Genomic DNA, 26,315 nt, shown 5'->3' with positions numbered 1-26,315 from the left:
AAGTGTGGGCAAAACAAATTCAATTGTGAAAATTTTCACTTGTTGTTCAAAAATTTTTTATCCCTTATGCCGGATACTTCCTGCTAGCCGATTGGGACTTGGCGGAGCCTGCGGCGTTGTATGATTTGGCATTGCACGATCCGGCGCTGCGGTAATCAGCTTCGCGGATTCGATCTTGCAGGCTGTGACGCTGCGGTAATCGGCTTCGCAAGATTCGATCTTGCAGGCTGTGACGCTGCGGCAATCGGCTTCGCAAGATTCGATCTTGCAGCTGTGACGCTGCGGTAATCGTTCATACGTTGGTTCAGCATGGCGCATGTTCCTTTCTATTATGAAGCTTGATGTTGTTGCTGGTTTTCCTTTCCACATCTATAATGTAACACGGACTGCCGAAGTTGGATGTGAAAAAAATCACAGCTGAAAATAAAATTTTTCCAGCCTAGGATTTGCTGCTAAGTCGGGCTAGAATCTGCCATGTTTACATTACTGTAGAATCGTTCAGTCATATAGCCCCCTGTTTCCGCACGAAAAAAGCCTTGCGACGTTCTTTGGTGTAGGATATACGTTTGAGCGCTGGGAAGGGATGGATGTGGGGTTACAGCCGTTGTTGACGTCGTGTTCCTTCGATTAGACTAGGCAGGGGGAACACGGCTTCAAAGACGGCCCGTAAACTTTCCACCCCACATCCATACCCTCTTACTGTTCTACTCTTGTATCTCGTGATACCTCTTTTTTTACTAACCGGTCTTCAATCGGTGTTCATAACCATGTACACCTTTGTCGTATTCCGGGTATATGGCTCCGCCGCAAGCTTCACATGCGAATTGCGGGGCACTTCCGGGTCTCCATCATCCATCCTATCGAAGTCCCGGACACACTAAGCGGTATCTTTTCGCTTTCCGAACACGTCAGACATACATAAATTGACGGCCTCTTTCGACTGCAGGTACTTGCTGAGGATCAATGTCTCCATAACTCTACTTACTAAAAAAACTTAAAAGGGAACCACCTTGGTTCCCCGGATTTTATACTTTTATTATGTTAAGGATAAACGGCTTCACCGTCCTTAGGGGACGAGCGCGTTTGTCAAGGTTGTGCGAAGCAAAGTATAAAATCTTAACAACGCACAAAAAAACAGCGTCTCCGCAGAAACCGCTTGCCGGCGTCCTGCAAAAAAGCTGCTTCTACGAGCGCTCCGTATCGGCAAACGTTCAGCGTCAAGCTGCCCGTGCGAGAAATGATACGTTCCAGCACCGTCGCATCGTCCCGAAACGGGCATGTTACGACTCTGCCGTCTTCTCAAATCCATGCCTTGAGATTGACCTGTTTAATAAAATCGGCCGCGGACTGAACTTCTTTCACGTTCTCCACGCTTCCTTCCTCCGCTTCTTCCCCGTTCATAATACGGCGGAATAACTCCTCGTTGCGGGTTGCCAGGGCAAAATCAATCAGCGCTTCGCGCTCCAGCCTGTCGACTTCCTGCTGCACGAGCACTTCCTCCAGCTCGATATCCGAGGACGGCACAAAAAAGTGTTTATTTATTTTAGGGACACGAACGACATAATCAAATACATTGTCCGCGTTGCGGTCGTAAGCGATGATATAACCGTACTCCCCCACAGGCAAATTTTGTTCAAAGCTATCTTCCACGATATATACTTTTTGTCCCAAACGCAGCATATACCATTCCTCCTTAGTACTACCGCGCATCGATTGACTCATGCTCGATATTGTTTATGATAGACATAGTAATGAACGACAGAGGTGCCACAATGATCAAAGCTATAAAGGACTGTACTCATATTCGAATTGTTGTAATTCTATTAATTCTAGCATCTTTTTTAGGCTTAGGCAATGCTAGACAAGGTGTCGATGCCCATCCTTTAAACAACGGTTATTCGCAGCTGGTCGTGCAGCCGGACGGCGTCGACTATGAACTGTTTATTCCCGAATACAGCCTGCAAAAGTATGACGACAACCGCGACGGCTCTTTATCGGCCGAAGAAATCCGGGCGCATACAGGCGACCTGGAGAGCGATGTCAAATCGAACATACGGCTGCTGCAGGAAATGACGCCGATGGACTGCAGCCTGGAGTCGATCCGGAAAACCGATAAAGAGACGATTCCCGGCCTCACCCTGCAGCTCCGCTATACGGGCAAGCAGTCGGTTTCCGGATTTACGATTGAATACGGACTGCTGTTTGACCGGGAGGATCCGAATCATCTGAACTTCGCCCTCATTCTGGATGGCGACGATACGGACCAGACGATCTTTGACAGCGCGCACCGGTCGTACCGCTTCGAGCCGCTGAACCCGACCTCGCTGACGAAGACCCTATGGAAATATTTTATGCTCGGGATCGAGCATATACTTCTCGGGTTCGATCATCTGTTATTTTTGTTCTCGTTGCTGCTGGTCGCTGCCCGGTATCGCGACATGCTGAAGATCGTCACCGCCTTTACGGTCGCCCACAGCATTACGCTGTTGCTTGCTTCACTCGGTTTTATCAACGTTAATCCGGTATGGGTCGAATCGGCGATCGCGCTGTCGATTTGCTACGTAGCCGTAGAAAATATCGTGTCCGGCAAGCACGCGATGCGCTGGCTGCTGACGTTTATGTTCGGGCTCGTTCACGGGCTCGGGTTTGCCGGCGCCTTGGCGGAAATTGGATTGCCCCGGAACTATTTCGTCGGCTCGCTGCTGACGTTCAATGCGGGCGTGGAAGTCGGCCAACTGGCGATTGTCTTCGTCGTGCTGCCGTTCCTGCTCTGGCTGCGCAAATGGAAATGGCACCGCACCGTCATCATAATCGGTTCCGCGCTCATCTTTATCCGCGCCTTCTGGTGGGTGCTGGAACGAACCGGGCTCATCCCCGGCGGCGGTTAGCAGACCGGCGAATAAATAACCGCTGCGCGGGCGGTTCCTTCATCCGAATGATGAGATTGGAAGGGCCTTTCATTTATGTTAAAATCTTAAGCGTCGGGATGGCATCCATTGGAGCTCATACCTGACGCATTGCATTGAACGGCTTACCATTTTCCGTGCTTTGATTCCAAAGTGAACAGAGACTAAGGAGGATTTACATGGCAAAAAACATGAACTATTTGCACCGAAAGAAACTAAATGCGCAAAAAATTACGATGCTTACGTGTTACGACTACCCTACCGCCGTATTGCAGGACAAAGCAGGATTGGATGTAATTTTTGTCGGGGATTCGTTGGGAACGAACGAGTTGGGCTACGAACGTGAAATATCGGTCACCCTTGATGAAATCATTCACCATTTAAAAGCGGTGCGCAGGGGAGTGAAGGAAGCGTATTTGCTCGCGGATATGCCGTACAAGACGTACGAGAATCCAGACATGGCATTGGTGACTGCCAAGAAATTGACGCTCCATGGAGCGGATGGCGTCAAGCTGGAAGGCTTGCAGGCAGAGATAGTGTCGCATTTGCACAACAACGGTATTGAGGTTTGGGGGCACCTCGGTTTTACCCCCCAGCACCATGACAAGGCAGCTGTTCAGGGCAAAACATTCGATTCAGCCAAAATCGTGGCGGAAAGCGCAATTTCATTGCAGGATGCCGGCGCGAGTATGGTCGTTCTTGAGCTTATACCCGAAGAACTCGGAAAAGTTATCTCGGAAAAGCTTATGATCCCGACGATCGGCATTGGAGCGGGAAGATTTACAGACGGGCAGGTGCTTGTAGTTCAAGATATGCTGGGAATTAACCCGCGTGAAATGCGACATGCGAAAAACTACGGCAATGTAGGCGAAATGATGCTCAAGTCATTTCAAGCGTATGCAAATGAAGTTGAAAGCGGTGCGTTTCCACAACTTACGAACGTTCGGCATATGAAAGATGAGGAACGGGAAGCATTATTGAATTGGTATTCGTGAACAGAGGCTTGCGGCAATCGTTCCTGTTCATTCATTACGCTTGCGGGCCATTTTTGTAATATAAATGAAATATAATATTCATCTTTTCTTAAAGTAGCCGGGTTATACTAATAACGACCCCTTTTTTGATATATATAAATGTTGAAGACCCACTCAGCCCGTTGCTGGTGGGTCCTTTTTTTATAATGACAGAAAGTATAAGTTTTCAGCGGAGCTGAAGCTTTCTGTCATTGCAAGAAAACCTACATTTAAATCGCGGTCGCTCATCCTGGAAAGGCCTCGATAGAGGTTTTCTTATAATGACAGAAAGTATAAGTTTTCAGCGGAGCTGAAGCTTTCTGTCATTGCAAGAAAACCTACATTTAAATCGCGGTCGCTCATCCTGGAAAGGCCTCGATAGAGGTTTTCTTATTTGTATTTTTTCCAGTCCTTCAAGCTCTGCTCCAGCAAATGCCCGAAATCGTTGTCAAGCCGCTTCTGCTCGGCCTTGCGGGCTTCCGCCGCCTCAAGGCGCTGCTGCTCCTTGCGTTTTTCCTCCGCGGCTTTCAGCTCGCCGGCCTGCGAATTCAGCTTTTCCACAATGTCCGGGCTCAGCAAATCCTTCAGCGTAGCGGGCTTGTCTGAAGACGCCGGCTTCGGGGCCGGGAGCGGTCTTTTCTTCGCCATAGCTTTTCACCTCTGATCGTATGTCCATAAGTCATCAGTATAGCAGGTTTTAGCGGCGTATTCTATTCGCAGGCCGGCCGCTCCCTGCGGCGCTTTAGCCGACCATTTTGCAGCGCGCTTGCCCTAGACCGATTTGTTCCATTGTCCATCCATCATAAGCCGGATAAACAAGCCGCCCACTACCGAACGGTTTACGAAGGAAACGTAGGTTCCGTCAATCGTGTAATACCAGTCGCTGAAGGGCACACGGTGTCTGGATTCGTTCAGAAAATCCCAAATCGGATTTATCAGCTCGATAAAATCATTCCTGTCCTCTGCCAATGACGCCGCCCAGACAAGCCAATCGACCTTGGTATACGTTTTGCGGCTATCAAGCGGAGTCCCGTACCGGTTTGATTTCCGTTTATAATAGGCGACTTCACGCTCAACGACTTCTTTCGGAAACAGACTCGACTGAAATAAAATGTCCCAGACCAGATTATATTTCAAGCTCCAGCTTCCCGGCACGTCAAAAGCCAACCGGTAATGATCTCCGTCCTGGGCCATCGCAATCCATTCCTCGGCCATACTTTGCGCTTTGGCCCGATAACGTTCCGCAGCATCCGGTTTCCCGGCCAGCCGGCAAAGCTGAGCAAAGCCTCCCAAGCCTTCAATCGCCTTGATCGACAGGTTGGCGTTATGCGCCAAATGTCCGGCAAAATCGTCGGTGCACAGCTGGTTGCCCGGATCCAATCCGTACTCGGTCAAATAATCGGCCCATTGGGACAGCAGCTCCCAGTTTTGCTCGGCAAACTCGACGTTCCCTTCGGCCAGGCAAACAGCGGTCGTCATAATGAGCATGTTGCCGCATTCCTCAACCGGCATCTGCCTTTCCATTTCTTTACCGTATGCCTGCCCGTTGGCGATCGGGTACCTTCCTACATCATGCGGCGCAAATTCATATGGCCATGCCTCCGACTGCGCATACCGGAAAATGGGACGGAGCATACCTTTGAGCAGCTCCGGATTGTACAGTAAAAATAACGGCATGGACGGGTAGCTTACGTCCACTGTTCCTATGCAGCCGTTGCTGTCGCATTCTTTGGACAGGAAAATGATTTCACCCCGCTCGTCCTCGACCAGCTTATGAGCGGCAATCGCCTGGCGGTATGCGAGACTTAATATATCGGCATACTTCGGACCGCCCGCCCGCTCGGCGCGTTCGATCAGCAGTTCGTTAAATGCGGCGCATCTTTGCATAATGTCAGCGTGCTCGTCAATGGCGGCGGCAATCATCCGTTCCGCATTTTCATGAAACTTCCGCCAATAGCCCGGCAGCTTTCGCCCGAAATATTCGATCGAATAAATATCGTCATAGGCGACTACGAACAGCTGCGACTTGGCGGCGCTTCCCACTTTCCCCAGATGCATCAAGGCTGCCATCACCGGCGTTTCATCTTCAGCGGCGCGCGGCATTCTCGTATCGTCCTGAGTGCCAGGGAAGCTTTTGGATTGCGCAAACTGCTTGCGCATGCCGACCGGGCCGATTCGTGTGTCAAGCTTGTCGGCACCCGGCACAGCCAAATAAACGTAGCCCCAGTCGATGCGCGTCCTGTCGCCTTTTCTGCCTAAAACGTTCTGCTTCACAGTGCCCATCCGCATCGCCTGGATATCATCCCGCACCGCAGGCCGCGACCATTCAATTTCTTGCGACTGGAAGTGGACGCACCACTCCCCGGTCACATCGAAGTATAAGCTTACCTCATGCTCATTGCCGTCATGGGAAGCCGCTTCAATCGTTATATACGAGGCCGGTCTTGATAATATATCCAGACGGTCAAGCAGCAGCGGCGAAGTAAAATCAACGGTCAGGGTGACGCCGGCCGCTTCAAACGTATAAATGGTGGAGAGAGGCTTGACGGTAAGCGACGTCTGCCGCATCGCGACTGGCTCCTCGTAATCATCCTCATCATAGTTCAGTTTGCCGATAAACCGGTACACAACGCCGTCAATGACTGCCATGCCGACCATTCCGTGGGATTCTTCCCGGTCGTGGCGTCTTGTCGTCCAATGCTTGGTATGATTGTCATACAAATGATTGCCGGTGGACCAGACGCTAAAATACGGATCGATAGCAACCAGCGGCACAGCCGGCGGCCGTAACTCTTTATGCATGGGTAGCCCTCCTTATTCTCCAATAGAATCAGCTGTCGAAACCGCTCTTTCCAGCAGCTCCGCTTGCTGTTGAACCAGCTTATTCAGCACTTGGGTCGCAATCGGATGGGATCCGTAATGGTCCATCAGTCTCCACGTTACAAGCAGGATCGAGCCTTGGCCGTGCGATTTCCGGATCATGGAGCCGCCTACCTGGCCGATCCAGCCTTGGAAGTAGCCGGAGACGATTTCGCTTGATTCGCCCAGCTGCGGATTGCCAAACAACGGAATAACACGGCGGCCTCCGGCAATTTTGTAATCGCTGAAAGGCACCACATAATTGGGAATGAGGGCATCCGCTTCCCAGCCCATTTCCGGCTGAAGCGGAATGCCGCCGAACCAGGCCGGATCGACGAAGTTAAACGACGAAGCCCGCGGCCAGCTTTCGCCCTCCGGCAAATGACGGAACGTAAATTGGCCTCTGTGCTCCAGCTGTTCGCCTTGTTCGGCCAAAAAGACGACTTGACCGCCCTCATATACATGGTTTAAAACGTCTTGATCGAGGCAGTCGGTCAGGATGACCGCGTTCTGATCCAGCCCGGCCTTCACCTTGAAGCCTCTCAAGGCCATGGCGTCCGCCAAAGACTGCGGCATTTGATACAGCGTGACCGCCGTGCCTCCCGCGTTACCCGCCGCCGCAGGCGATACCGTCAGCTCTTCCTCGTTTATGGCAAGCCGCCGGCCTCCCTCCAGCAGCTCCAACCGCAGCTTATAAAAGCCCGGCTCGGCGACAGCCGGCGCGGTGAAGCGAATTGCTTGCTCCAACACCAAATGCAGCCGGCCGTCCAGCTTGACCGGAACGGCGCCCGACAGGTCCGTTCCTTCAATGCGCCACTCGACGGAGCCTTCGAACGATTTCATATCGTTGTTGGAGATCACGACGTCCCAGGCCTGGCTTTCGCCCGACCATAGATTGCGGTTTACGTTATCCGCCATCACCGCCGTAGCGCCGTTAAAATCTTTCAGGCGTTCAAAGCCTTCCTTCGGATTGCGCAAATAATCGAGCCAACCGTTCGTTTCCCATTCGATATCCGTAAATTCCGTTACGACGTAACCCGCCACGACAGGACGCTTGCGCATTTCCTCGATAATGGATTTGACTGCGCGGAACATCCGTTTTTGCGAAGCGGCGGCCAATTCCTCGAATGATCCGAATACCCGGTCCAGGCCAAACCGCGAGAAATTGACCGCGGCGGTCACAGGCTTTTTATAATCTTCCTGATGAGATTCCTCGCCTTGATTAATAAACCACCACGGCTCTTGAGCGCCGTAATGCTCCTTCAGCTTCTGCATGCTCGGCAGCCCCCAGACGCCGAATTCCGAAACGACGATCGGTTCGCCGTTCGATGGATAGCCGTCGACAAAGTTGCGGTCGGGACGGCCTACAACAAATTCGTCGAGATCACGCTCCCAAGCTTCCAGCTGGTCCGGACAGACGAAATAACGGTGATGATCGTTAATGTCCGTCTTCACATGAGTCCAGCCGCTGTTGTCGCAGATCAGTCTTGTCGGATCGCAGGCCTTCAGCTCGTCATACATTTCCGCCACATGCCGCTGCTTCTCCGGATCGTTGGCCAAATCCCATTCAAGGCCCCATTCCTCGTTATAAATCGACCAAATAATAATGGACGGTCTGTTGTAATCGCGGTCAACCATGCCGAACAAGTCATGACGGAATCGAAGCATGCTCCGCTTCGTCCACTTTACATAGTTGGGGGCCTCTGCCCAAATCAGCATGCCCATCCGGTCCGCCCAATACAAGTAACGCGGCAGCTCAATTTTGATATGCTTGCGGAGCAGGTTAAATCCCATCTGCTTGGCAAGCTCAATTTCCCGCTGAATGTAGGCATCGGATGGCGCCGTGTAAATCGTATCCGGATAAAACGCCTGATCCAGGGCTCCACGGATATAAAGCGGCTTGCCGTTCAACAGGATCATACCGTCCTTATGCTCAACCTTGCGCATCCCGAAAATTTCCGTCTTCGCATCGGTTCGGCCGTTTCCGCTGTCGAGGGTCAGCTCAAGCTCGTATAGATGCGGATTTTCCGTATCCCACAGTACCGCATTGGGAATTTCAAGCTCGAACGCGCCTTCCGCTGCTCCGGCTTCCGCCTGGCCTGCCGCAACAGCCGCTCCATCGCCCAGGTGGTGCTTCACGCTGAAGTGTACAACCTGCCGAGCCGCTGCCGCTGCGCTTAAGCGGTACCGAACCGAGACGGCGCTGCGGTCGATATCCGGCGTCACCTTGATTTGCTCCACATAAATGGCCGGACGTTCCTCCAAATAAACATCCTGCCAAATGCCGCTTACCCGCGTGTACCAGCTGCCTTGTTTGCCGATCGGAATATCCGCATTGTCCTGCGGGTCGTAGACGCGAACCGTAACGGTCTGCTCCGTCCCTTCGTTCAAGCAGTCCGTAATATCGAATTCAAAAGGTGTGAATCCTCCCTCCCGCTCGCCAACATAGCTTCCGTTCACCCATACGCGGGTCAAATAATCCACGGCGTCAAAGTGCAGAAACAGACGCTTGCTGCGGTCGAACTCATGAACCTGAAACGTGCGCGCATACCATGCGGTACCGTAATAATTAACGAGCTCCCCCCCGTCTCTTTGCCATATATGAGGAACCGGTACTTCGCGTCCTTCGGGAAGTCCCTTTTTTTGTTCGTACCAATAATTCCTTTCTCCCTGATCCTTTGGATCGGTTGTAAAAGTCCACGTGCCCGACAGGCTCCATTGCTTTCTCATTATGATTTTCCTCCACCCTGCTCATTCTAGGCTTGCCTTATTTCTGTCTATCCTTTAATGCCTGTCATCGTAATCCCTTTAATGATATGTTTTTGAAAAATAATAAATACGAGTATCGCCGGGAAGCTCGCCAGCACATTGGCCGCCATCGGGATCGTAAGCTCGATTTGATAAGTGCCCTGGAACAGCGGAATCCCGATCGGCAGGGTCATCATATTCTCGTCGCTGATGGCAAGGAACGGCCACAAAAAGTTGTTCCACGAGCTAATAAATGTAAAAATGGCCAATGCCGCCATGGACGAGCGGGACAACGGGACAAAAATACTCGCATAGATGCGGATCAACCCCGCTCCGTCGATTTTCGCCGCCTCTACCAATTCATTCGGAATCCCGTCGTAAAACTGTTTCAAAATCATGACGCCCAGCGGCGCCGCCAAGCTCGGCAGGATGATGGAGCTGTAGCTGTTCACCAAACCGTTATCGATCATCATTTGGAACAATGGAATAATCGTGGCCTCAGTCGGCACCATAAGACCTCCGATGATCAGCCAAAACACGAACGTTTTACCGCGAAAACGAAGGCGCGACAAAGCAAATGCGGCGAGCGACGTCATCGCGAGCGTACCGGCCGTTGTGATGACGGCAATAACGGTGCTGTTCCAGGTCCATCTCCAGACGGATGCATTGCTGGTGACGAATTCGAAGTTTGCCCATGTAAAAGGAGGGCTGATCAGCTCGGTAAGCACCGTAACCGCGCTTCCGGCCGGCTTGAGCGAGGTGAATACCATCCAAAGCAGCGGCAGCAGCCATATAACGACAAACAAATAACTGACGATATAAACGATGATTCTGCTAATAGATATGCGTTGACTGTTTTCGGTCATGACGAATCCTTCCTTTCTCCGCGCTGTCAATCTTTTTTGGACAAAAATTTAAATTGAACGACGGCAAATAGGATCATTACGATGAAGAGGATATAGGACATCGCCGAGGCCAAGCCCATATCGTTTCTGCGGAATCCCGTTTCGTAAATATATTGCACCAGCGTCCTTGTTGCCGTTCCCGGTCCGCCTTGAGTCATAATCCACGGCTGTCCGAACAGTTTAAAGGAAGCGATCGATTGCAGCACGACGATAAGCATAATTACGCCTCTTAATGAAGGAATCGTGATATGGATAAAGCACTGCCAGCCGTTTGCACCGTCGATGCGCGCCGCTTCGTACAAATCGTCGGGAATTTCCTGAAGTCCGGCCAAAAACAGCACCATGTTAAATCCGACGGTCCACCAGACGGTAGCGATCAGAATCGATATCCATGCCAGATTCGGTTCGTTCAGCCAAAATATTTCGCCTTCAAAACCAAACCGATGCAATATCGAGTTCACAAGCCCCGTGTACGGCTGCAGCACAAATACCCAAATACTGCTTATAACGGAGATCGACAGGATATGCGGTAAAAAGAAGGCCGAACGCAAAAAGGTCGTTCCCTTTAGCCCGGCATTTACGATCAGCGCAAGCGCCAATCCGACAACAACCAGGGAGGGCGTGGAAATAATAACGAAATAAACGGTATGCCACAGCGCTTCCCAAAAATTGGCGTCCTTGAACATGACCGCATAGTTTTTGAATCCGATAAATTGAGGGTCTATGCCGATCGTCCATTTGTTCAAACTGATAATGAACCCTTTGATGATCGGGTAAAACATAAACCACAAGTAGAAAAACAAGTACGGAAGCAAGAACAACCAGGCAAGCAGCTGCTCGTAGCCATTCCACTTTTTCCTATTTGTCGTGATCATGCTGTATGCTCCTCCTTCTCCCTCACGGATAATTGAAAAAAGCAGGGATGTCCCATTAAGGAAACATCCCTCCGTCTCGGGCTTCAATTATTTCGCCAACAGGTCGTTCGCTTCTTTTTCCGCTTTCTTCAGCACATCCTCGGCGGTTGCTTGTCCGTTCATCAGCAGATCGAAATTGGCGCGCAAAATATCGCTGATTGCAGGAACTTTGTCATGATTCGGCGTGTAGCTTACATAGTTGGCAATTTCCACATAATCGCTGCGATATGGCTGCGATTTAAACTCCTGGGACCCGATAATAGCCGGTTTACTCGGCACATGACCGGCTTTCGACCACATAACCCCGTTATCTGCCAGCCAGTTCGCAAATTTCACGGCCGCTACGAATTTCGCCTGATCTTTCTTCGCCTGCATGGGAACGACAAGCGTATGGCTATCGCCCCAGACCGCTTTCTTCTCATAAAGCTGAGGCACCGGAATGGCGCCGAACTCCAAGCCTTTCGCCTGTTCGGCCGCACCTGTGAACCAGACCCCGTTTAATGAAATCGCGGCTTTACCGGTCGTAAAAATTTCGCCGCCGTTTTTAATATTTTTCGGCCAATAGCCTTCCTTGACCATGTTCGCCATCAACTGCAGCGCTTTAACGCTCTTTTCATTGTTGATTGTCGCTTTCTTTCCGTCATCGCTCAGCATTTTGCCGCCCATTTGACTGTACAGCGTCCACCAAATCCAGTACGGCTGGTTTCCGTTGGAGGTTGTTGCCAACGGCATTACATCTGCCGGCACTTTCGCCTTGATTTCTTTTAGAAAGGCCATAAATCCGTCGGCGCCTTGAGCGATCTTCGGCTTGCCGTTCGCATCGAGCAATCCGGCGTCGCCTAAAATTTTCTTATTATAAAACATAATTTCCGCATGGGTATCCAAAGGAATGGCAATATGCTTGCTGTTATAAATCGTCGAGTTCAATATATTCGGAGTGAACGAGCTCCAGTCGACGCCTGCTTCTTTGGCAACGTCGTCAAGACTTTCCAAAGCATTGGTCGATACAAGCTCCGGCAATTTGCTTACATGCGCCACTGAAACGTCCGGACCTTGCTTGGCCACGAGAGCCGTGCGCAGCTTCGTATAGTACTCTTCATTTTTCACGTTCAGGATTTCCACTTTTATTTCCTTCTGGCTCTGGTTGAATTTATCGACCATCGCTTTCATGAAATCGCCGTCACCGCCGCTGAACGGAACCCAGTACTTCAAATTGATAGCGCTTGCTTCCTTGCCGGAAGCTGCCGGTTCCGTAGTTTTGCCGCTTGATGCGCAGCCGGAAAGAACAGAGCCCGCGAGCATAACGGATGCTAAAATCATTCCTGTCTTTTTCATACATTGACCTCCCGTTTGTTGACTGCTTTTTATTACATGCTTTATTATAATATTAAACTATATTTTATTACAAGTATATTTGTTGGAAAATTTGCTTTACGCCGGATTTCCTCTTACATTTACGCCTTTAACGTTAAAAGCACTCTGCAGCCAATGCCGCAAAGCGCTTTTAATTCTTATTATTCATTTTAATGACAGATTTTATTCGATTACGACTTTATCGGGTTAAGACCCCCACCTCCAAGGTGGGCCTTGAATCAGGTGGGGTAGAGTCCCCATCTGATTGCCCGATGTTCAGCAAAGCTGAACGAGTTCACTCGTTTCTTTTGTGGGCGGAAGCGCTCGTATTGGCGTATTTGATCTTAAGAATAAGAGCTTGCTCGTAATTGCCGAACCGTTTGCCGAACAAATTCATTCCGCCGGCGTTCGCGGCGTCTTTTTTGACACCCAATCGAACGGAAATAAACGGCTTCGTCGCAATTTTCAATTGGTCGATCGTCACGTCGGATATGGGGTTTCCGTCAATGAGGCTGCCTTTCCCGTTCACCTGCCAATGCTTGAGCAGTCCGTACTGCGTGTTGCGGGTAGCCCACCAATCCGGCGTCAGGAAGCCTCTCATGCCGCCCAAATCGCCGGGACTCGTCCAGGTGCCGACCTCCACACCGTTGATCCAGAGCGTAATATCCGAAGGCCAGTCCAGCTTATGATAGGGCGCTTCGGAACAGATCTCGGCAGAAAATTCCAGCTCCTCCGTTCGCGTACCGTAAGGAACTCTATTCGGGAACCGGTATTCCACAAAGCCTGCCCGAAACCAAAGCAGCTGTGCATTTTTGCGCTCCGGCTCGTAGAAAGAACGCGGGTCGTCGATGATGCTCAGAATGCCATGCTCTCCAACCAGCCCGCATGTCGGCTCAGCTTCGCAGTCCGTATACTCCCCGATGGGCATATCCAGAATGAGATTGTTTTCGGTTTGAACCTCGGCCGGTTTTAAATTAATGACAATCCGGTCGTACCTTTTGGAATTGACCTTTTGGGTGCCTCGCCCCGGTACGATTTCCGTCGAGATGATTCCGGCATCCTCCAGCTTTTTTACGTTAACCGCCGCTGTCGAAAACGGGATTTGCAGCAGCTCGGAAATCTCGTTTACATTGAGAGGACCCTGGTTCAGTACGTTCAACATCTGCATCCTATGCTCATTGGCCAATGCTTTGCATATTTCAATCGCTTCTTCCAGCGTAACCTGCAGAGTTCTCACAGTAATATCCCCCCTCTCTCTTTTTATTACAAAAAATATCGTAATAATAATTATAACAAATTTATTTACCCTAGTAAATCGTTGTAATATAGGTACGCCTATGGTAAGCTCGGGAAATCATCCTCACGATGTTCCAACAATTTCAATAGGAGTTTTCGCTCAATGGACAAACAAGCAGCACAAACGCGCCGCGGGATAAATAAGACGTACGCCATGCAGCTCGCGACCATCTTTTTGGGATTTATCGTGTTTGGCATATCGGAAAATATTAAAGGTCCGGCCATTCCCCGCATTCAATTCGATTTTCATCTGGAAGAGCAGCAGCTCGGCACGCTGCTATCGTTGAATGCGTTAGGTTATTTGATCGCCTGCTCTTTTACCGCTTATTTGACCCGCTTGCTCGGCATCAAGGCCGTTAGCCTGCTCGCTTTCGGAGCGATGTTCGTATCGGGATTTTTCATCTTTTTCTCCCATAGCTATCCTGCATTTGCTTCCTCCTATTTCTTCATGTATATCGGCAACGGGATGCTGGAAATCGGCTTGGCCATTCTGGGGGCGCGTATTTTTGTCCGAAATACCGGTACGATGATGAACCTGTCCCATTTCTTCTACGGGCTGAGTTCAACCGTAGCGCCCCTGCTGGCGTCGGGATTGCTTTCCGTCAGCATCTTCGGGTATATGATGGATTGGCGGGGGATGTATCTTCTCATGCTTTCCCTGTCCGTATTGCCGATGATTCCCGCGATTTTCAGCTCTTTTCCCGGCGACGATCTACCTCATGGAGAACGAATCCCGCTCAAGCAGCTTATGCGCGACCCTGCGCTTTGGCTGATCGTGCTCGTTCTTTCGTTTGGCGTCGTGTCCGAATTGGCCGTGGGGGGATGGCTGGTCAATTTTTTGGAGAAAGCTTACGCGTGGGAGAGTGTTGCCGCTTCCGGCATGCTGTCCGCATTTTTTCTGTGCTTCTCCGCCGCGAGACTTGTATTGGGGCCGCTCACCGACAAGATCGGCTTCACCCTGTCGCTTATTTTGCTATCCGGATTTTCCGCGTTATGTACCTTTGCGGCGATATGGGGCGGGGAATCGATGGCCTTTTTGTTCGCTGCCGCAGGAATCGGCATTGCGCCGATTTACCCGACCGTTATGGCTTTTATTGCCAAAAGATATCCTAAAGGCAGCGATACGGCCATTACTTTTACGGTGACGCTGATGGGGATCGGAAGTGTCATCGGCAACTATGCGATCGGCGCGATAACGAACTCCATCAAAAACTTGTATGGAACGGGGACGGACATCGGTTTGCTGCGGGGGCTTCAGGCGGGATACGGGTTCATCGGCTTATGCGCTCTCGTCTGCTCATTAACGGGCTGTGTTTTATACAAGTATTTGAAATCGCGTAAAGCTTTGATATAACCATTGAAACTTTGCCCATTACCCCCAAAAGTGACGTGACGCTCCAAAGCCGATTCCAATTACTTTTGGGGGAACCCCCGATAATTCAACTCGCCCTGAAGCCATCCTCCAAGCCCTTAACCCATTTAATCGACAGTCTCCCTCTATCCGGTATTCATAACCCATATATACCTTTATAATCTCCGGGTACATGGCTCCGCCGCAACCTTCACATGAAAGGTTGTGCGAAGCAAAGCAACTTACATTTGACCGCTAATTGGCGATGCCGGCTTCGCGGAATTCGCTGGGCGACAATCCGACCTTCTTTTTGAAAATTTGGCTGAAGTAGCGCGAGTCGTGATACCCTACCTTTTCGGCCACTTCATAGTTTTTCAGACAGGTGCTTCTCAACAGCTTCTTTGCTTTGGAAATGCGAATATCCGTCAGCTGCTCGATGAAGGTTTTGCCTGTATTTAATTTGAAAAACATGCTTAGGTAGGTCGGCGTCATATATACTTTTTCGGCAATGGACGGGAGCGTCGCCTGATCGTATTCTTCCTCCATAATTGCAAGCGTTTTCACAATGATGTTGTTTTGAGGCTCGCTTTTTTCAGTGCCCAACGCTTGCTGCATTTCTTTGGCATATCGGATCACATGCGCTTTGACTTCATCCAACGTTTCCAAGCTCGCCACGGACATAATATCAAGCCTGAGCTTCGTGTGGTCCCATTGGGTTCTTTCTTTCACGCTTTGCTCCAGATGTATCAACAACCGGATCGCAGCTGCATAAATTTCGCTGATCTCGAAGGGTCCATGCTGAAGCAGCTTCTGAAAAAAACGGTCGACAGCCCGCTCGGCACATTCGCCGTCCGGCGATGAAAGCAGCGAGTGAATCAGCTCGTCTTCCTGCTCGGCGGTGTCCGGACAGGAATCGGTATAAGGGACGAGCGACCTGTAGTAAATGATTTTGCCGGTGCCCTTGTAAAACCTGTGCTGCAAGGACAGCAGCGCCTGTTGATGGGATTTATGAATTTCGCCGATGTGCTGGCACGGATTGCCGATCCCGATTGTAGCCGCAAACGGGAACTGCTGGCGGATGCGCTTTTCCGCCGTCGTCAGCTTGTGTACCGCATCCCAGGACAGCAATACATTAAGTCGCCTGGCATCGTCAAGAAATACGACGCCTTCGTTCTGCAGCGTTTGCTCGAGCAAGGTTCTGAGCCCGTTCATGTCGCACCGTTCGCCCGATGCTTTCCAATCGTTCCGGCTGACCTCAACCGCCGCGATGGCGGGAAAAGAAAAGTTCGTTCGGATACCGTAACGGAGCAGCTCTTTTTTAATCAGCTTTTCGTTGCAGCGCTCCACCGCAATCAAGTCGCTCAAGAGACAATCCTGGACCATCTTTCTCATCGTATCGCTAGCGTTCGCAAGTTGAATTTCGTCCATACCTTCTATCCCCTTTCGCGGAAAAGAAATGTATCGTAAACCCAACAAACACGGAATTCGTTATACCTTGTAATTTTTGTAAAAGGAAAAGCCTGCGATGCACTTGACCGCAGCCTCTTCCGCGTTGCCGGATTTCACCAGCTCCAGCAGCTCGCGGTGGCCTCCCACGATCAGTTCATTCGAAATTTGCTGATTCGTAATGCTGATGAATCTCATGATCTTCGTACGGATGTTTTTCCAAATTTCGAGAAATATATGATTGTCGCACCGTTCGTAAAAGTAGCCGTGAAATCTCATGTCGAGCTCGACCAGCTGATCCGCGTCACCCTCATCGAGCGCCCTCTGCATCCCTTGCACGATATGCTCCAAATATTCGATATCGCCGGCGTTTATCACTTTCATTGTCTCCCGGATCGCATGGCCTTCGATCAATATCCGAAGCTCATACACATCCTGGATTTCTTTATGCGTAATTTTGGATACGACCGATCCTTTATTCGTCTTCCCGACGATCAGCCCTTCCTGCTTGAGTCTTTCGAGCGCTTCTCTGACAGGCGCCTGGCTGATTTCAAATTTGTTAGCGATTTCAAGAACAAGCAGCCGGTGTCCCGGGGGAAGCTCCCCTTTCAGGATCGCTTTCCTTAAGCTCAAGTACACCTGCTCGCTCAAGGAAACCGTCTGGATTGCCGCAATCGTTTTCATCAATGGAAGGATCACCTCACCTCTTACAAAATATCGATTATCGATAATTCAATCATATGCGAAGAGTCGATGAGCGTCAATTGTTTTTGCGGTCCGAATAAATTGAATTTTGACGGCTGTCCCTGAACCCGCTCGGGGAGACGCCGACGTTTTTTTTGAATATTTGGCTGAAGTATCTCGAGTCTTTGTAGCCGACCTTCTCCGCCACTTCATACGTTTTTAAATTCGTAAGTGCCAGCAGCTCCTTCGCTTTCTCCATGCGGATTTCGGTTAGCTGCTCGATAAACGTTTTGCCCGTATTCAATTTGAACAAAAAGCTTAAATACGCCGGCGTCATTTCCGCCATTTGTGCAGCGCTGTGCAAAGTGGCGCGATCGCAATGCTGCTCCATGTGAACGATCGTTTTCTTGATGATGCTGCGCGAAGCGTCGGTGTCGTTATACTTGACGGCTTCCCATAGCCTTGTGAAATGTCCCGCGACAAACGACTTGATTTCCTGCAGCGTTTCCATTCCGACAACCGACATGATCTCGCATCGCTTGTAGTGGCGGTTTTTCCCGACCTGCTGGAGCACTGCTTTATCCATACTGTCCAGGAGGCGAATCGTCAAGCCGTGGACGCATTCCGGCTCGATCGGACCGTTTTGCAGCAGATGCCGGTAAAAGCGGTCGACCGCTTGCCCGATCCCGCTCGCATCGCCGGCGGTGACGACGGATTCGAGCAGCTCCTTCTCCGCTTCAGGCGGTGCGTGCAGCACCTTGCGATATTTGCCCGGCTCGCTGAAGTAAATCACGTTCCCGGTACCTTGATAAAATTTATGCTGCAAGGCGGACAAAGCCTGGCGGTACGAATGGCGAATATCATCCAGACGGTTGCACGGTTCACCTACGCCGATATTTACCGGAAACGCGAAGCGATCGTCGAGCCGGCTGCGGACGATGTCAACCGTGTGCTTCGATAACCAGGAGAACAGCAAGCCGACGCGGCCCGCCTCATCCATGAACACGATGCTGCCGTGAACCGGGTGCCGATGCAGATCGTCGCGGAGCTGCTCCGCATATTTGCGCTTCTCCTCCGCTTTCGTACCAAATCCCGCAGCCTCCAGCAGCGCCAACGCCGGAAAAGCGAAGAACGGCTTGCCCTGCAGCCGGGCCAGCTGCTCCCGCAGAAGACTGCGGTCGCCCTCTCCGTAGATCAAATCCATAAATAACCTGTCTCTTATCCATTTCAACAGCATATCGTCTTTAAACAAAACTTCGTTCTGCATGCTTCATCCCCCTTTTGAAAGATAAATGTCAGAGAAGTTTTTATCGATTATCGATATTTATCGCGATCGTTTAGAGCGCCTATGCCTGAATGTATGCTATTTCTATTAAAATACTAGTTTCCGCCGAATAATCATAGATGGTGTTTTTATGATTTTGTTTGTTTTTTTCTTGTTGCCTAAAAAATTAAACAAAATCATAAATTTCCGGCATCGCCTATGGCCTATTCCTCTATGTATGATTAGTGGTGTAAACCAATCATTTTTTCATCTGCCAAGCAATCCGGCAAAGAAAGGAGGACATGCATTGAGCTTGCGCAATAAAGTCGTCTTTATAACGGATGCCGACACCGCTACAGGCAAAACAATCGTAAAACGGCTGGCGGACGAAGGGGCGCATTTCGTTCTGAACAGCCCGTCGGGAGGAAACGCGCTTGAGGCTGAACAGTCATACTGTCAATCGGTCGGGTCCGGCGTCATGCTGGTTAATATCGATCTGTGCCGGAGCGCCGAAGTCGGGGCTATTCTGGAAGAAGCCGCCGAACGGATCGGCGCCGTCGATGTGCTGATTCACAACAACAACCTCGTCAAGCCGACAAGTGTCGAAACTTGCGATGAGTCGTTATTTTTGCAAGTCATGAATTACAACGCCAAATCCGCCTTCATCTGTACGCAAGCCGTCGGCAAGCAGATGGCGGCCCGCCGGTCGGGGAAGGTGATCTATATCAGCTCCATTCACGCCGAGAAGCCGACGGGGTCGTCCTTCGTATACAGCGTTTCCCGAAGCTCCTTAAAAATGCTTGCGCGTGAAGCCGCGCTTGAGCTGGGACGATATCACGTCAATGTGAATACGATCGAGGTCGGACCTGTCGACGGGGACGATGAGACGTTCCGCAGCGACTTCTCCACCTTGTACCATGATTATCAATATAAAGTACCCGGTACGGTGCTGGGCACGCAAGACGATATTGCGGACTGCGTGCTTTATTTGTCGACGGACGCTTCCCGCTATGTGAACGGGACGGACATCCGTCTGGACGGAGGCTTCGTGCTGCATTACATGGATCATAAGATGAACAAAAATCCCCACAACTAATCAGACATAACGAAATGCGAAGCTTGGGTTGAAGCGGATTCCAGTAAAGGGTGGTGATATACGTGAGTCTTGCGGGAAAAATTGCGCTGGTCACCGGTTCCGGAACCGGAATCGGCAAAGGCATCGCTCTCGAGCTGGCCAAACGCGGAGTCAAAATAGGCATTAATTACAACTCGGCGGACAGCGATGCGGATGCCCGGGATACGATGCAGCGCATCAAGGAGATCGGCGGCGAATCGCTGATCGTCAAAGCCGACGTTACGAACAGAAGCGAAATCGATCATATGGTTCAAGAGCTCTCAGCCTGCTTCGGCGGTATCGACATTCTCGTGAATAATGCGGCGCTGCAGCTTAATTATACGCTGTTTCAGCATGATGAAGACACCTACGACCGGGAAATGAACGTCAATTTGAAAGGGTATTGGCAATGTATGCAAGCCGTCATACCTTTTATGAAAGCCAGGCAGCGGGGGAGAATTATTAACATTTGCTCCGTTCACGGAACACGGCCGACCGACTTTGACACCGTCTATTCCATGACCAAGGGCGGGGTCAAAATGCTGGTAAGAGAAAGCGCGATCGAATTGGCCAAATACGGCATCACGGTCAATTCCATCGAGCCGGGTGCAATAAAGGTCAGACGGTTGGATGAGCCGGAGAAGGAAGAAGACCGCCGGCATCTCATCCGCAAGTTTCCGCTCGGCCGAACAGGCCGGCCTCACGATATCGGTCATTTGATATGCTATATCGCTTCGGATGAAGCCGAATTTTTGAGCGGCGCATCGATCCGTATGGACGGGGCCAGCATGCTGCTGTAACAGGGTGATCGGCTTGTTCGGCCAGCCTGGAAACGCCTGGAGCAAGCCGGCGCGGGTCGAACATCCGGCGCCGGCTTGTTTCATTAACGGGAAGCCCGCTTAGCTTTTAAGATACTTCCTCGCTGCGGTCCGTGGCCGGAGGAGGCGTGATGGACAGGGCGGATATTTCGCGGCGCCACTCCTGCGTCATCTCAATATCGAGCGCACTCAGCAGCGGTTCCAGCTGTTCCAGGTTTCGTGCGCCGATAATGGGAGCGGTGACGGCGGGATTGGCCATGATCCATGCAATAGCCAGCGATGCGGGGTGAACGCCGCGTTCGATCGCATGCCTGTGAAAGCGTTCGGCCGTCTCCGCATATATCTGCTCCGCGTACCGCTGCCGCGTTCCCTGATGCTCGACAAACCGGCCTTGCTCGAGCTTGGCGTTGCCATTGTATTTGCCGGTCAATAACCCGGCAGCCAGCGGACTGTAGGTAATGACGCCAAGCTTTTCCGATTCCGCCAGCGGCAAAATTTCAACCTCGGACTGGCGTTTCACCAGATTGTACATCGGCTGAATGCATTCGAAGCGCGCCAGTCCCTCCTTATCCGAAATACCCAGCGCTTTGGCGATCTGCCATGCCGCCCAGTTGCTGACCGCCGGATACAAAATTTTCCCCTGCTGCTGCAAATCGTCCAAGCCTCTCAACGTTTCTTCCATAGCGGTTTCCGAATCGAAATGATGAACGAAATAAACATCGATCCGGTCCGTGTTGAGCCGCTTGAGGCTTCCTTCAACCGACAGCATCATATGTCTGCGGGACATGCCTTTGGAGTTTACGCCTTGACCGACCGGCAAACAAAATTTCGACGTCAGTACGATTTCGTCACGGCAATCGGCGACGAGCCTGCCCAAAATTTGCTCCGACCGGCCGCCTGCATAAACATCCGCCGTATCGAAAAAGTTGATTCCGGCCTCCCGGCAGCGGTGGAACATCGCTTTTGACATGTCCTCGTCGGCGATGCTTCCAAACGACATGGCCCCGAAGCATATGCTGGACACTTGAATTCCGGTTTTACCCAATGTGCGATAGTTCATTCGATCAGCCTCCATCCTTCATTCATTTTATCGAGCTGCTTGCTCGTCCTGAACAGCGGCCACGCCATCGGCAAACGCGGATAAAATAATGAATGCCGAAGTCGCTCCCGGGTCCTGATGGCCCAGGGCGCGGTCGCCCAATCGGCTGGAACGGCCCAGCCGGGAATACATTTCTTTGGTCGCTATCATACCGCGCTCGCCCGCGCTCACCGCTTCCTGCATACAAACCGGCAACTCCTTGCGCTCGCTGTGAGCTCGCTTGATTGCTTCTATTGCAGGAATCCATGTATCCATCATCGTTTTATCGCCCATCTGCGCTTTCCCCCGTTCCTGTATGCCGTTCACCGCCGCAATCCAGAACCGAATCACATCCTCATCGCTTAAAACAGCCTTCCCTTGAAGGACGGCGCTGCCGCGCAAAAAGGCGGTGGCATACAGCGGACCTACCGACGACCCGACCGCATTGAGAAACGCCATGGCGGCTTCTTTCAGCAAAGCGCCGCAATCCTCTATCCCGAAGGTCTCTATCTTGTCCGCTATCGCCTGCCAGCCCAGCGACATCGTGACTCCATGGTCCCCGTCGCCCAAAGCTCTGTCCAGCTCCGAAAGATAATCCTTCTCCAGCTCGATTCGATCGGCAATTTGCAATAAGATCGAGGAAAATTGCTGAAAGGTCAGCTTCATGACGCGTCCCCCTGCCTGTGAGCAAAAAAAGCGGTTTCTGCAGGGTGATCGATCAAACCGGCCAGCTCATCGTCCAGCTTCATGATGGAAACGGAGCAGCCGCCCATTTCCAGGGAAGTCACATACTCGCCCACAAACGACTGATGAACCTGTATCCCCTGGCTTTCCAGCAGCCCGGCAATATTGCGGTATACAATAAACAGTTGCATCAGCGGAGTAGCGCCCATTCCGTTAACAAGCACAGCTGCCCGATCCCCTGCCTGCAGCGGCATATCGTCCAGGACGGATTGAAATAAAATGGCGGAAACCTCGTCCGCCGTACCCAGCTTCCCTCTCCTTACTCCGGGCTCGCCGTGTATGCCCAGTCCGATTTCCATCTCGTCTTCATCCAGCACGAAGCTGGGCTGTCCGGTTTGCGGCATATAGCAAGGAGATAAAGCAACCCCCATCGTACGGACGCTGTCCTTCGCCTTTTCCGCCACTCTGACAACTTCTTCAAGCGGCAAATATTGATCTGCTGCGGCGCCTGCGGCTTTGTATACAAAGAAGCTGCCGGCAATCCCGCGGCGCTTGTCCGGCTGCTCCTTGGGCGCGGAGGCTACATCGTCCGTCACCCGTACCGTTGCAACACGAATATTCTCAAGACCGGCCAGCTCCGCCGCCATATCGAAATTCATGCAATCCCCGGCATAATTGGTGTAGAGGTAAAGAATTCCGGCCCCTCCGTGGACCGCTCTTGTCGCCTCCAGAATAGGGTCCGGCGGCGGCGAGGCGAATACGTTGCCGACGGCAACACCGTCCGCCATCCCTTTCCCGATCAACCCCATGAATGCAGGCTCATGACCGGAGCCGCCCCCGGTTACAATACCTACTTTCCCCGGACGCATCGCGCCCGCGCGGACAAGCGAACGCTTATTTTGCGGAAGTATCGTTACATGCCGAGGGAAAGCCGCAGCGTACCCTTCCAGCATTTCGTCAACAACCTGATTAGGTTCGTTGATCAACATTTTCACGCACAGTCATCTCCTTCTTCCTAAAATTCCGGTAAAAACGGCCCGTTCCGCGACTTTTTCACCGGACTTCTAAATACCGCCGGTGATATTCATCTCTACCCAACGGGCCTAAGAGTCTGTCGATTCGTTGTGTATAGAAGCGAGGCAAGCCGTTCCAAGTGAAAAGTTGCCTTCCTACGTTCAGAAAGTTAATCGACATCCACCTAAGCCTATTATAAAAGCGGTGCGCGCAGCAAAAAACCGACATTTCATATCATGGGAACAAAAGCAATTTTTGTCAAAAATGAAGCTGCCCCAAACCGTTAACCATAAGGCCGGGCAAAACCCGGCACACAATTTTTGTCACGTCTTTTGAAGCATGGTGAAAAACGAGTGGCCTGCGGCCTCTTTTTCACCGCAGTTTTAGACGTACGCTCATCGTCGGGATACCCGGTACTGCTTGGGCGACATTCCTACATACCGTTGAAAGGCGCGGATCAAGTTTCTTTCCGAGTAACCGACAGCATCGGCTATTTCCATTACGCTGAGGTCCGTATCCTGCAAAGCTTGTTTCGCCTTCTCCACTTTATATTCCATCAAATATTCAATAAACGACACGCCTACCTCCTTTTTAAACATGCGGCTCAAATAGGACGGGCTCATTCCGATCAGGTCCGCGCTTTCGATCAGGGAATGATTCGCCCCCGGATTTTCTCTAATATGCTTGCATACTTTTTGAATCGCGATTTTTACGCTCTTTTTCCGAAAATCCCCGGTAATTTGCTGGTACAGAGGAAAGATGATTTCAATAAACCATTCATAGATTTCACGGGCCGTTTGACGCGCCTTTAACTGATCGAACCAGTTGTCCTCCAAAGAATCAATAACCCCCGGCCCTTCCTCCTCCAATGCTTGAATAATCGACGAAAGCAGCACATGGTAGCATTGATAGATCGTATTGTAGGATTCGGATAGGCGCACCGTTCGGGCAAACTGCTCCAGTCCCTGTTCCGCATAAATCAGCTCTCCCCGGGATAATGCTGCGATGATGACCTTTTCATGCTGGCGGGGGTAAAAAAATGCGGAATGCGCGGGCGAATGCTCAATCTCATCATAAAACAAAATGGTCTGGGATTCGTTAAATATCCGGTACTGCAGCGCCTCCTGCGCTTCCTTGTAAGAATCGGACAGCCGGTTAATTTCCGAATAAATCCCTCCGATCCCGCTGGATACGGCGAAGGACAAATATTGGTTCATCGCATTCTGAATTTCCTCCGCAAAAGCGCGGGTCATCTCCAAAACCTGCTCTCTCGGTATATTTTCGTTAAAATGAAGGATCGTCACGCTTTCTTTCTCGTTCTCCTCGACAACAAAGCCGTCCATGGGCGATTTGACCAGCAGCTCCTGGGTGACGTTCATGACCGCAAACAGAACGATAGCGCCCTCATTGAGCATAAACCGCTTCTCTTTAAACAAATTTTCTACAATTGTAATCAGCACAACGATGGAACCGCTTACAGGAATCTGGTATTCCGCGCATTCTTTATGCAGAGAATGTCTGTTTCCGGCAGTGCCCTTCAACAGCTTTTTAAGCAGCCGTTCCCTAAGATTGGGCTTTGTTTTTTGCATATAGCTTTCCAGTGCAACTGCCTGCTCGTTTAAATAACCGAGACATGATCTGATAAATTCGATTTCATTTCCTTTTTGCTTAACGGCTTGTCCGCTTTGAAGATTTTCTCCGTATTTGATTAAATTCACGATGGGGTTGTACACCAGCCTGGAGGCGAAAAAGGACAGCAGCATTCCAATCAGAAGAAACACCAATACCGAACAAAAGGTCAACCAGCGAATCCATCCGACCTGCTGCAGCAATTCGTTCTCGGGGAGAAGCGAAATATACGTTCTTCCCAACAGCGTTTTTTGAAACAAACCTATATAAGAACGCCCGTTATTGGCTTTGATCACATATTGACCCGCGCTCGCGTCTGTATTTAATACCTCGTTCAAACCTATCGTATACTCATCCGACGGACCCGATGCATCCCCGATTGCAGAGTGCAGCATAATCCGGTTGTTGGAATCCAGAATAAACAGCGACTGGTTGTTGGAATATGTTGAATAATTCGTCATATCTTTCTTAAGCTGTTCTTTCTTCACTTGAATAATAACGACACCTTGAGGCTGATCCGCCGGTTTATCGGGAATCCGCCTGATGTAGGAGATATATCCGTTCTTTTGCGCTTGCGGAAGGTAGCTCCAGGCGGCCGGTGTCTGCATATTCAAGGCTGTTTGGATATCGTCGCCTTCTTTGTATTTGTCCAGCAGCACATATCCGTAATTATTTGTTATTACGACACCGGACAGCCCTTCGTAAAACACGATGTCATCGATTAAACTGAACGAATTTTTATGAACCTGCAGCATTTCCTGAATCGCCATATGCTGAAACCATTCGGTTCTGAATCCCGGTTTCCCGATATTTTCCTTTATCGAAGCATTTACCGATATTTTCAGAGATTCCTGCTCAACGTTCGCCAAAACATTTTCCATGCGGTCCTTAACCAGCAGCAAAGCGCCTTTATTATTTTCCTTGAACTGATCCGTCAGTTTGACGACGGAAAAATGGTAATAAACGCTCCCGGCTATAATGATTGGAATGGATACCGTCAGGCACCCGAACCAGATGAGCCGCCGCAAATAATTCGCTCGTGGCAATAACGAGAAAAAAGTTCCTCGAATGAATTCCAGAAATTTTCTCATGGGTGTGCACATCCCCCAACTGAAATTGGTTTCCCGCTGAATCAAGTATAGCAAGTTCGACCGGATAAGGCGATGGTCCGGACAAACAGAAACTTTGCGGCCGCCGGAATGGTACAGCTCCGGCACCCGCAAAGGATAGGCATTTATC

General features: G+C 50.8%; 21 protein-coding genes. 5 read left to right on the top strand and 16 right to left on the bottom strand.

The genetic code is table 11. The annotated features are described in order from the left end of the window. Positions 1 to 155 precede the first annotated feature (155 nt). Positions 156 to 311, bottom strand: coding sequence for a hypothetical protein (locus E1757_RS35990; RefSeq protein WP_165972277.1), 156 nt, complete (start codon positions 309 to 311; stop codon positions 156 to 158). Positions 312 to 1,299: 988 nt separating this feature from the next. Beyond that, on the bottom strand, positions 1,300 to 1,680 hold the full coding sequence (locus tag E1757_RS25125; protein ID WP_133233352.1) for an ATPase: 381 nt from the start codon (positions 1,678 to 1,680) through the stop codon (positions 1,300 to 1,302). Positions 1,681 to 1,772: 92 nt separating this feature from the next. On the opposite strand from E1757_RS25125, the gene E1757_RS25120 reads away from it, so the two are divergent. Together E1757_RS25120 and panB are read left to right on the top strand one after the other, a co-directional pair. Next, positions 1,773 to 2,888 (top strand): HupE/UreJ family protein, encoded by a 1,116-nt coding sequence (locus E1757_RS25120; protein WP_165972276.1) that lies wholly within the window; start codon positions 1,773 to 1,775, stop codon positions 2,886 to 2,888. A gap of 197 nt (positions 2,889 to 3,085) precedes the next feature. Then, entirely contained in the window at positions 3,086 to 3,901 is an 816-nt protein-coding gene (gene panB / locus E1757_RS25115) for a 3-methyl-2-oxobutanoate hydroxymethyltransferase (RefSeq protein ID WP_133233348.1), read from the top strand. Between the two features lie 408 nt (positions 3,902 to 4,309). On the opposite strand, the gene E1757_RS25110 is transcribed toward panB, so the two are convergent. The 7 genes from E1757_RS25110 to E1757_RS25080 all read right to left on the bottom strand — a co-directional run bounded on the left by E1757_RS25110 (position 4,310) and on the right by E1757_RS25080 (position 13,935). Then, positions 4,310 to 4,567, bottom strand: a complete 258-nt coding sequence (locus E1757_RS25110; RefSeq protein ID WP_133233346.1) for a YqkE family protein — start codon at positions 4,565 to 4,567, stop codon at positions 4,310 to 4,312. A 123-nt stretch (positions 4,568 to 4,690) separates the two neighbouring features. After that, positions 4,691 to 6,721, bottom strand: coding sequence for a glutaminase family protein (locus tag E1757_RS25105; RefSeq protein WP_133233344.1), 2,031 nt, complete (start codon positions 6,719 to 6,721; stop codon positions 4,691 to 4,693). Positions 6,722 to 6,733: 12 nt separating this feature from the next. Beyond that, positions 6,734 to 9,508 (bottom strand): glycoside hydrolase family 2 protein, encoded by a 2,775-nt coding sequence (locus E1757_RS25100; RefSeq protein ID WP_133233342.1) that lies wholly within the window; start codon positions 9,506 to 9,508, stop codon positions 6,734 to 6,736. 47 nt (positions 9,509 to 9,555) lie between these two features. After that, the gene (locus E1757_RS25095) at positions 9,556 to 10,392 is read right to left on the bottom strand and encodes a carbohydrate ABC transporter permease (RefSeq protein ID WP_133233340.1); all 837 of its coding nucleotides are present in this window, start codon (positions 10,390 to 10,392) and stop codon (positions 9,556 to 9,558) included. A gap of 26 nt (positions 10,393 to 10,418) precedes the next feature. Further along, complete coding sequence (locus E1757_RS25090) at positions 10,419 to 11,306, bottom strand: carbohydrate ABC transporter permease (RefSeq protein ID WP_133233338.1); 888 nt, start codon at positions 11,304 to 11,306, stop codon at positions 10,419 to 10,421. A gap of 87 nt (positions 11,307 to 11,393) precedes the next feature. After that, positions 11,394 to 12,680, bottom strand: coding sequence for an ABC transporter substrate-binding protein (locus E1757_RS25085; RefSeq protein WP_133233336.1), 1,287 nt, complete (start codon positions 12,678 to 12,680; stop codon positions 11,394 to 11,396). A gap of 313 nt (positions 12,681 to 12,993) precedes the next feature. Next, positions 12,994 to 13,935: an ArsR/SmtB family transcription factor gene (locus tag E1757_RS25080; RefSeq protein WP_133233334.1), complete on the bottom strand. Its 942-nt coding sequence runs from the start codon at positions 13,933 to 13,935 to the stop codon at positions 12,994 to 12,996. Positions 13,936 to 14,097: 162 nt separating this feature from the next. On the opposite strand from E1757_RS25080, the gene E1757_RS25075 reads away from it, so the two are divergent. After that, a complete protein-coding gene (locus tag E1757_RS25075; protein ID WP_133233332.1) occupies positions 14,098 to 15,348 on the top strand; it encodes an MFS transporter in 1,251 nt (416 codons plus the stop codon). Positions 15,349 to 15,600: 252 nt separating this feature from the next. Here E1757_RS25075 and E1757_RS25070 read toward each other — a convergent pair whose 3' ends face one another. The 3 genes from E1757_RS25070 to E1757_RS25060 form a co-directional block, all read right to left on the bottom strand. Continuing rightward, a complete protein-coding gene (locus tag E1757_RS25070; RefSeq protein WP_133233330.1) occupies positions 15,601 to 16,773 on the bottom strand; it encodes a helix-turn-helix domain-containing protein in 1,173 nt (390 codons plus the stop codon). 60 nt (positions 16,774 to 16,833) lie between these two features. After that, positions 16,834 to 17,475: a GntR family transcriptional regulator gene (locus E1757_RS25065; protein WP_133233412.1), complete on the bottom strand. Its 642-nt coding sequence runs from the start codon at positions 17,473 to 17,475 to the stop codon at positions 16,834 to 16,836. Positions 17,476 to 17,551: 76 nt separating this feature from the next. Next, positions 17,552 to 18,742: a helix-turn-helix domain-containing protein gene (locus E1757_RS25060; RefSeq protein ID WP_133233328.1), complete on the bottom strand. Its 1,191-nt coding sequence runs from the start codon at positions 18,740 to 18,742 to the stop codon at positions 17,552 to 17,554. Positions 18,743 to 19,046: 304 nt separating this feature from the next. Between E1757_RS25060 and E1757_RS25055 the strand changes: the two genes are divergently transcribed. Next, complete coding sequence (locus E1757_RS25055; RefSeq protein WP_133233326.1) at positions 19,047 to 19,835, top strand: SDR family NAD(P)-dependent oxidoreductase; 789 nt, start codon at positions 19,047 to 19,049, stop codon at positions 19,833 to 19,835. 62 nt (positions 19,836 to 19,897) lie between these two features. After that, on the top strand, positions 19,898 to 20,653 hold the full coding sequence (locus E1757_RS25050) for an SDR family NAD(P)-dependent oxidoreductase (protein WP_133233324.1): 756 nt from the start codon (positions 19,898 to 19,900) through the stop codon (positions 20,651 to 20,653). Between the two features lie 106 nt (positions 20,654 to 20,759). Here E1757_RS25050 and E1757_RS25045 read toward each other — a convergent pair whose 3' ends face one another. The 4 genes from E1757_RS25045 to E1757_RS25030 form a co-directional block, all read right to left on the bottom strand. After that, complete coding sequence (locus E1757_RS25045) at positions 20,760 to 21,731, bottom strand: aldo/keto reductase (RefSeq protein ID WP_133233322.1); 972 nt, start codon at positions 21,729 to 21,731, stop codon at positions 20,760 to 20,762. Positions 21,732 to 21,758: 27 nt separating this feature from the next. Then, positions 21,759 to 22,415 (bottom strand): dihydroxyacetone kinase subunit DhaL, encoded by a 657-nt coding sequence (dhaL, locus tag E1757_RS25040; RefSeq protein WP_133233320.1) that lies wholly within the window; start codon positions 22,413 to 22,415, stop codon positions 21,759 to 21,761. Further along, complete coding sequence (locus E1757_RS25035) at positions 22,412 to 23,428, bottom strand: dihydroxyacetone kinase subunit DhaK (RefSeq protein ID WP_133233318.1); 1,017 nt, start codon at positions 23,426 to 23,428, stop codon at positions 22,412 to 22,414. The genes dhaL and E1757_RS25035 overlap by 4 nt, the downstream gene beginning before the upstream one ends. Before the next feature lie 414 nt (positions 23,429 to 23,842). Further along, entirely contained in the window at positions 23,843 to 26,167 is a 2,325-nt protein-coding gene (locus E1757_RS25030) for a helix-turn-helix domain-containing protein (RefSeq protein ID WP_165972275.1), read from the bottom strand. Positions 26,168 to 26,315 lie beyond the last annotated feature (148 nt).

The organism is Paenibacillus piri (genome assembly GCF_004354045.1).
Taxonomy (GTDB): Bacteria; Bacillota; Bacilli; order Paenibacillales; family NBRC-103111; genus Paenibacillus_S; species Paenibacillus_S piri.
This window is presented reverse-complemented; position numbering and strand designations above follow the sequence as displayed.

Coding starts and splice junctions, on each gene's coding strand:
- E1757_RS35990 (WP_165972277.1), bottom strand. CDS start 311: ATGCTGAACCAACGTATGAACGATTACCGCAGCGTCACAGCTGCAAGA.
- E1757_RS25125 (WP_133233352.1), bottom strand. CDS start 1,680: ATGCTGCGTTTGGGACAAAAAGTATATATCGTGGAAGATAGCTTTGAA.
- E1757_RS25120 (WP_165972276.1), top strand. CDS start 1,773: ATGATCAAAGCTATAAAGGACTGTACTCATATTCGAATTGTTGTAATT.
- panB (WP_133233348.1), top strand. CDS start 3,086: ATGGCAAAAAACATGAACTATTTGCACCGAAAGAAACTAAATGCGCAA.
- E1757_RS25110 (WP_133233346.1), bottom strand. CDS start 4,567: ATGGCGAAGAAAAGACCGCTCCCGGCCCCGAAGCCGGCGTCTTCAGAC.
- E1757_RS25105 (WP_133233344.1), bottom strand. CDS start 6,721: ATGCATAAAGAGTTACGGCCGCCGGCTGTGCCGCTGGTTGCTATCGAT.
- E1757_RS25100 (WP_133233342.1), bottom strand. CDS start 9,508: ATGAGAAAGCAATGGAGCCTGTCGGGCACGTGGACTTTTACAACCGAT.
- E1757_RS25095 (WP_133233340.1), bottom strand. CDS start 10,392: ATGACCGAAAACAGTCAACGCATATCTATTAGCAGAATCATCGTTTAT.
- E1757_RS25090 (WP_133233338.1), bottom strand. CDS start 11,306: ATGATCACGACAAATAGGAAAAAGTGGAATGGCTACGAGCAGCTGCTT.
- E1757_RS25085 (WP_133233336.1), bottom strand. CDS start 12,680: ATGAAAAAGACAGGAATGATTTTAGCATCCGTTATGCTCGCGGGCTCT.
- E1757_RS25075 (WP_133233332.1), top strand. CDS start 14,098: ATGGACAAACAAGCAGCACAAACGCGCCGCGGGATAAATAAGACGTAC.
- E1757_RS25070 (WP_133233330.1), bottom strand. CDS start 16,773: ATGGACGAAATTCAACTTGCGAACGCTAGCGATACGATGAGAAAGATG.
- E1757_RS25065 (WP_133233412.1), bottom strand. CDS start 17,475: ATGAAAACGATTGCGGCAATCCAGACGGTTTCCTTGAGCGAGCAGGTG.
- E1757_RS25060 (WP_133233328.1), bottom strand. CDS start 18,742: ATGCAGAACGAAGTTTTGTTTAAAGACGATATGCTGTTGAAATGGATA.
- E1757_RS25045 (WP_133233322.1), bottom strand. CDS start 21,731: ATGAACTATCGCACATTGGGTAAAACCGGAATTCAAGTGTCCAGCATA.
- dhaL (WP_133233320.1), bottom strand. CDS start 22,415: ATGAAGCTGACCTTTCAGCAATTTTCCTCGATCTTATTGCAAATTGCC.
- E1757_RS25030 (WP_165972275.1), bottom strand. CDS start 26,167: ATGAGAAAATTTCTGGAATTCATTCGAGGAACTTTTTTCTCGTTATTG.